Below are 6,159 nucleotides of genomic sequence, written 5' to 3' on the forward strand. Positions count from 1 at the left end.
AAGATTCCTCCTTAATTGAATTCAATTTATTGGAAAATTAGCATATAAGTCAGTGCCCCGCAGATACCGCCGAGAATTGGAGCGACCACTGGAATCCAGGCATAGGACCAATCCGAGGACCCTTTGCCAGGAATCGGCAAAAGCGCATGGGCGATTCGCGGGGCCAAGTCTCTGGCTGGATTAATGGCATATCCAGTCGTACCGCCTAAGGAAAGACCGATGGCGAAAATCAAAATGCCAATTGCTAAACCCATCAGGCCCGGAGCCATTTTCTGCGAGACGATCCCGACAATGCCGAACAGCAGCACGAACGTGTTGACAAATTCGCCGAGAAAGTTAAAGAAGTAACTGCGAATCGCCGGTCCTGTCGAAAAAACGCCTAACTTGGTGGCCGGATCATCGGTCGCTTCGAAATGTTTATAGAAATGCAGAAATAGAACAACAGCAGCTAGAAACGCACCAATAAACTGAGCGACGAGATAACCTGCCACATGGCTCCAAGCAAATTTGCCAATGACAGCGAGTCCGAGCGTGACCGCCGGGTTAAAATGTGCGCCGCTGACACTGCCGAAGATCCAAACCGGCAACGAAACGGCAAAGGCCCACCCGGCTGTGATTACTATCCATCCTGAATTCTCTGCTTTTGATTTCTTTAGAATCACATTGGCAACGGCACCGTCACCTAAAAGAACCATAATAAATGTTCCAAACAGTTCAGCTAAAAACGTTTCCATTTCTCCACGCCTCCTCTATGCCTTACACTTTTATATAAGCATTTTTCATGCCACATTTATAAAAGCAAAGAAACGCGGAGCAACGCGATTTTCTATATTTCTGCATGGTAAAAAAGCGCAGATAAGCAACAGTCGTTGGTATTTTTGACCAATTGTTATATATTAAAGAAACGCAAAGGAGGAAGAACATTTCTGGATTCAGCCTAAGTTTCTTTGATTTCGGTGCGACTTTTCTTGAATTAGGAGCGACTTTTCCTCGGTTTGGTGCAACTCCTGAATTTCGGTGCGACTTTCGCTCGATTCGGTGCGATACCTAAATCTCGGTTTTAAAAAGATCCATAAAATGGTCGTTCCGCGAACGCGGAACATTCCGATTGAATTTTTCACACCCATTTTCATTGTTCAAGGACCAAGATGTGTCTTGAGATCCGGCCTAACTTTTACGGCTTGCTTCTCCTTCAAGAAAGCAGATGGTATTTCCGTGCTTTCGCTGCCACCGTTTTATGATTCAAATGCAGCGCTTTTCCTGCGGCGTTGCAGCTGCCGTATTTTTTCAATGCCTTTTTGATAATCTCTTTTTCGTAATCTTCCATTGGCAGCACGCTATCGTTGGTAAAAAGTACCTGGCGCGGATCTTGCTGCGTGCTCAGCCGCTTGCCACGAATATAAGGTGGCAAATCGTCCGCTTCAATATAATCGCTGTCGACCAAAGTAAACAGCCGCTCAAACAGATTTTCAATCTCGCGCACATTGCCCGGCCACGTATAAGCGAGCAAAGACTCCATCGCATCATTAGTGATGCCAAGAATCGGCCGCGCGCGATTTTCCTGAAATTCGTTCATGAAATGCTCGACGAGAAGCGCGATATCTTGCTTGCGCTCGCGAAGCGGTGGCAGATAAATGGGGATGACATTCAGTCGATAATACAAATCCTCTCGGAAAGTACCTTTTTTTACCATTTCCTCAAGATCGCGGTTTGTTGCCGCGATAATTCGGATATTCAGTTTCTGCGTCGTTTCGCTACCGATCCGCTGAATTTCTTTTTCCTGCAGCACGCGCAAGATCTTGGCTTGCATTTGAATATCTAATTCACCAATTTCATCAAGAAAAATTGTGCCATGCTGCGCTAATTCAAATTTTCCCAATCGCCTCGAGACCGCGCCGGTGAATGCACCCTTTTCATGACCGAATAATTCACTTTCAAATAAATTGTCTGGAATCGAGGCACAGTTCACCCGAATAAACGGGCCTTTGCTGTAGGCGCTGGCGTAGTGAATCCCCTCAGCAATCATTTCCTTGCCGGTTCCGCTTTCGCCGCGAATGAGAATAGTTGCCTTCGTGCGCGCAGCCTTCAAAGCAATCGAGAGCGCGTCAATAATTTTTCCACTTTTACCAATGAAATGATTAAATATTTCCTCTGGCTTGCGCGATCGGATGAGTTCCTCTTCCAAGTATTCCGCTCTTGAAGTCGCTTGGTTTAATTTTTCCGTCAGGCTTTGAATCTCGCGAAAGTCTTTCACGATCGAAATCGCTCCGGCACGTTCGCCATCAACGATAATCGGACTGACATTGGAAATCAGCATCACGTCATGATTTTTCTTGATGATTTTGTTTTTGACCCGCTCGCCCGTTCGCAAGACAGCCTGACGGACACCGTTTGGTGAAAGTTGATCAATATTTTTGCCAATCACATCCGACGCGCTGATCTGATGGATTTTCAAATAGGCCTCATTCACATAATCAATCACGCCATCATTGTCCATCACGCAAATGCCATCCTGGACATATTTTAAAATCAATTGCAGGCGCTCTTTGAGTTCCTTAACTTCTTTTAATTCGCCTTTCACTTTTTCCAGACTGGAGATATTCTGCAAAAGCGTAATCGTCCCACTCGTCTGCCCCTCAATAATCAGCAGGCGGCGGCTGATCAGCAGCACTTGATGATTGATGATTTTCCGAATCATGACTTCCGCCGATTGACCACCCGCTAATTTCAGGCTCGTATCCGGCAAGAGCGAGGCAAAGCGTTCGCCAATCACTTGATCTGCAGAGACCTGAAACAAGCGCTCCGCAAAGGAATTGAAGACAACGATACGATCGCTCGGATCAGTCACGATGATACCGCTTGCAATATTATGAAAAATCTCTTCTGTCGTGATCATATTTTCATTTAACAACGTATCAATCTTATTGATTTCCTGATCGTTCAAATGGTCAAAGCCGTGATGAAAAAAGTGTGCAAATTCATTGAGAGCCGCTTCCTCATCCTCTCCCACAGCAATTAAGGTCAACGGGTCTTTATCCCTGATTTTCAAATTGACAAGCGGCATCAAGCTTGTTGCCGCAACACGTCGTTCGTGATACATAATAAAAAGACGGACTTGATAACGCTCTTGGATGCCGCCGGCAATATTGACGACTGCCGCGGCTGTCCGCGTATGCAAGCCTTTTACATAATTCAATATAATTTCCCGACTTTTCAAGCCGATCACTCCTGACAAACAGACTATCGTTAACGCCCTGAGAGAGACGCTTACATTTTCAACTATAGTTTAATAGGGAAAAAGATCAAGCGGTTTCAATTGAGTGGCTTTTGGAATATTACACTGCAAATCATGCTTTCTCTGAAAGAACATGAGCATCAAAAATGCAAAAATAACCAAGCGGGAACGCTGGCGTCATAAAGGAATCATCTGTTTCTAGCATTCGCTTGAGCAACGAATGAAAACCTGATAAATCATTTAACAGAAAACGGTCACCCAATAAAGTTAGGTGACCGTTTCGTTTCTGCTTATTGAAATCGATCTTTTTACGATTTCTACTGAATTAATGTAGCGTGTTGGCCTATTGCTCAAGAAAATGGGATAAAAACTACTTATATAAATTCAACTTGTTCATTTATCTTGATCGCAGTATCGAGACAGCGAGCAACGGTGCAATGCTTAGGTACTAATTTTAAATCCTTTGTTACTTTTTCCTTGTCTGAACCGTCCACCGATAAATAAAAGAGAATATCAATTTGCTCAAGCGGCCTGGACGTCCCTTCTTTGTAATTGGCTTGCACCCGCTGAATCGTATAATTAATTTTTTGCTTGTTTAAAATTCCTTTCAGTACATAGGTACTGCAGGCAGCGGTGGCGCCAATCAGCGTGTCAAGTGGAGAAAAACCGCTTTCTTCAGACAAGATCCACGCCCCATTTTTATGTGTTAATGTCACACGATTTTCCTTATCAATCAATAAGTTCATCTGATTGCCTCCTGTCTCTCTGTAATTCGATTTTAAATCATTTGTAACTTATTTTTGGATCCAATGCGTCACGTAAACCATCCGCCAGTAAATTAAAGCAGATCATAATTATAGATAGTACAATTGCGGGAATCCACATGAGATAGGGCAGGTAAAGATAGGTTTGATAACCCGTGTTCAGCATCGTTCCCAATGACGGATTCGGCGCGGGTAAACCAAGACCAATAAAACTTAGAAAAGCTTCGAAAAAAATGGCGGAAGGGATATTAAACATCACTTGAATAAGAATAATCCCGAATATATTTGGTAAGATATGCTTGATTGCAACTTTAAAATCACTTTCTCCTAAAGTACGCGCGACCAAAACAAATTCTTCTACTTTTAATTTCATTGTTTCTGCACGGACGACTCGTGCCATAGTTGTCCATCCGGTTATCGAAAGCGAACAGATAATGGAAAAGAGCCCCGGCTTGAGGACAAGTAATAACAGAACCATGATTACAAGATTAGGAATTCCCGAAATAATTTCCAAGATTCGCTGTAAAATTAGGTCAATCTGTCCTCCATAATAGCCGGAAACCAGACCATACGAGACGCCAATAATCAAAACCAGAACGACATATAATAATGCGATAGTTAGTGAGTTGCGAATGCCCACCATTAGTCGTGACAAAACATCACGTCCAAAATTATCTGTTCCGAATAAAAAGTGAACAGAACTCGGAACGCCATGCTTTTTATAGACATCGACACGCTTGTTTGCAACAATTGCCGTCCCATTTAGTCCATTGATTTCGACACCCGGCATTTTAGGCGGCAGATTACTGTAATTTATATTCTGCTTGATCGGATCGTGCGGTGTCCACCAGATGGAAAGGACTGCTGTAAAAATAAAAAACAGCAGGAAAAAGAAGGATAGCTTTGCTGCCCTGTTTCTTTTTAATTTTCGCCATGAGTCTCGAAAAACACTGTTTGAACGATTTAAATAAATCTTTTCAGGGTACCCCTCTTCCAACGGATCAAAACATTCTTTAGGCAGACAGTTTCCCACATTTTGCTCCATTAGGCTTTCACACCTCCCTGCACATGGATACGATGGTCTATGATTCCATACAGAAAATCCACTATCAAAATAATGACAACAAACAATAATGAATAAAGAATAGTGACTGCCATAATGGTCGGATAATCGTTCGTCATGATTGATTTGACAAATTGCTCACCAATTCCAGGAACCGCATATATATTTTCGACAACCAGTGATCCAGTCATTAGATCAACCGCCATCGGCCCCAAAATAGTCAATAAAGGAATAAAGCTGTTTTTTAATCCATAATTCAGGCAAATTGAAAGGTTCGTGAGCCCCTTCGACCGTGCGAACTCAATATAATTCTGCCGCAGCACTTCCACCATTTCTGTCCTTATAAATCGGGCCGCATCTGCCATAGGCGCCATTGCCAATGCAAGCGTCGGTAAAATAGTTGATTGAATACCATTCTCCCACATGGCAATGGGGAATAATTTGAGTTTCACAGCCAGCACATATTGCAAGACAACAGCAAAGACAAAACTCGGGATAGATTTTCCAATGATCGCGGTAATAGAACAAACCGTATCCACCCACGTATTTTGTTTCATTGAAGCAATGGCACCAAGTATGATGCCAGCAATTGTGCCGAACACCATGGCTTGAATCCCAAGTTGAATCGAAGGGCCTATTCGGCTTATCAAAAGTGTTGAAACGGGCTGATTATTGAATTGAAAAGACGTGCCAAGGTTTCCAAGAAACAGGCCTTTAATAAAAGTAAGATACTGAATCACAATCGGCTTGTCTAACCCGACCTGTTCGTTTAATAATCTAATTTGTTCCGGTGTTAATTTTTCAGGATTTGCATAAGGCGTTCCTGGTAACAGCTTCATTAAAAAGAACGTGAGCGTAATAATGATGAACATGGTAATGAGCATATAAAACAGGCGCACCAATATATATCTGCCCAAACTGGACAATGACCGCCACCTCCTCGATCAATAGAGTAATATATTCATTCGGCAAAAGAGATTTACTTCATTTTTTTTAATTTAAAATCGAGTAGGAGGAAGCCTTCGGCTTCCGACCTCTCACACCACCGTGCGTACGGTTCCGTACACGGCGGTTCCATAATTTACACGCATACGCTC

The 6,159-nt window shown here is 43.0% G+C and carries 5 protein-coding genes; all 5 read right to left on the reverse strand.

Going from position 1 to position 6,159, the window contains the following annotated elements:
- Positions 1 to 26 precede the first annotated feature (26 nt).
- Positions 27 to 734: an MIP/aquaporin family protein gene (locus JOC27_RS11635; RefSeq protein WP_205007473.1), complete on the reverse strand. Its 708-nt coding sequence runs from the start codon at positions 732 to 734 to the stop codon at positions 27 to 29.
- Between the two features lie 458 nt (positions 735 to 1,192).
- Entirely contained in the window at positions 1,193 to 3,217 is a 2,025-nt protein-coding gene (locus JOC27_RS11640) for a sigma 54-interacting transcriptional regulator (RefSeq protein WP_205007474.1), read from the reverse strand.
- A 392-nt stretch (positions 3,218 to 3,609) separates the two neighbouring features.
- The gene (locus tag JOC27_RS11645) at positions 3,610 to 3,981 is read right to left on the reverse strand and encodes an OsmC family protein (protein ID WP_205007475.1); all 372 of its coding nucleotides are present in this window, start codon (positions 3,979 to 3,981) and stop codon (positions 3,610 to 3,612) included.
- 37 nt (positions 3,982 to 4,018) lie between these two features.
- On the reverse strand, positions 4,019 to 5,044 hold the full coding sequence (locus tag JOC27_RS11650; RefSeq protein WP_205007476.1) for an ABC transporter permease: 1,026 nt from the start codon (positions 5,042 to 5,044) through the stop codon (positions 4,019 to 4,021).
- Positions 5,044 to 5,979 carry an ABC transporter permease gene (locus JOC27_RS11655; protein WP_275587837.1) on the reverse strand — a complete coding sequence of 312 codons (936 nt, stop codon included), beginning with the start codon at positions 5,977 to 5,979 and terminating at the stop codon, positions 5,044 to 5,046. The genes JOC27_RS11650 and JOC27_RS11655 overlap by 1 nt, the downstream gene beginning before the upstream one ends.
- Between the last annotated feature and the right edge of the window lie 180 nt (positions 5,980 to 6,159).

The organism is Sporolactobacillus spathodeae (genome assembly GCF_016908935.1).
In the GTDB taxonomy this organism is placed as follows: domain Bacteria; phylum Bacillota; class Bacilli; order Bacillales; family Sporolactobacillaceae; genus Sporolactobacillus; species Sporolactobacillus spathodeae.

Bases quoted from the DNA above. Each gene is read 5' to 3' on its own strand.
- JOC27_RS11635 (WP_205007473.1), bottom strand. From the start codon at position 734: ATGGAAACGTTTTTAGCTGAACTGTTTGGAACATTTATTATGGTTCTT.
- JOC27_RS11645 (WP_205007475.1), bottom strand. From the start codon at position 3,981: ATGAACTTATTGATTGATAAGGAAAATCGTGTGACATTAACACATAAA.
- JOC27_RS11650 (WP_205007476.1), bottom strand. From the start codon at position 5,044: ATGGAGCAAAATGTGGGAAACTGTCTGCCTAAAGAATGTTTTGATCCG.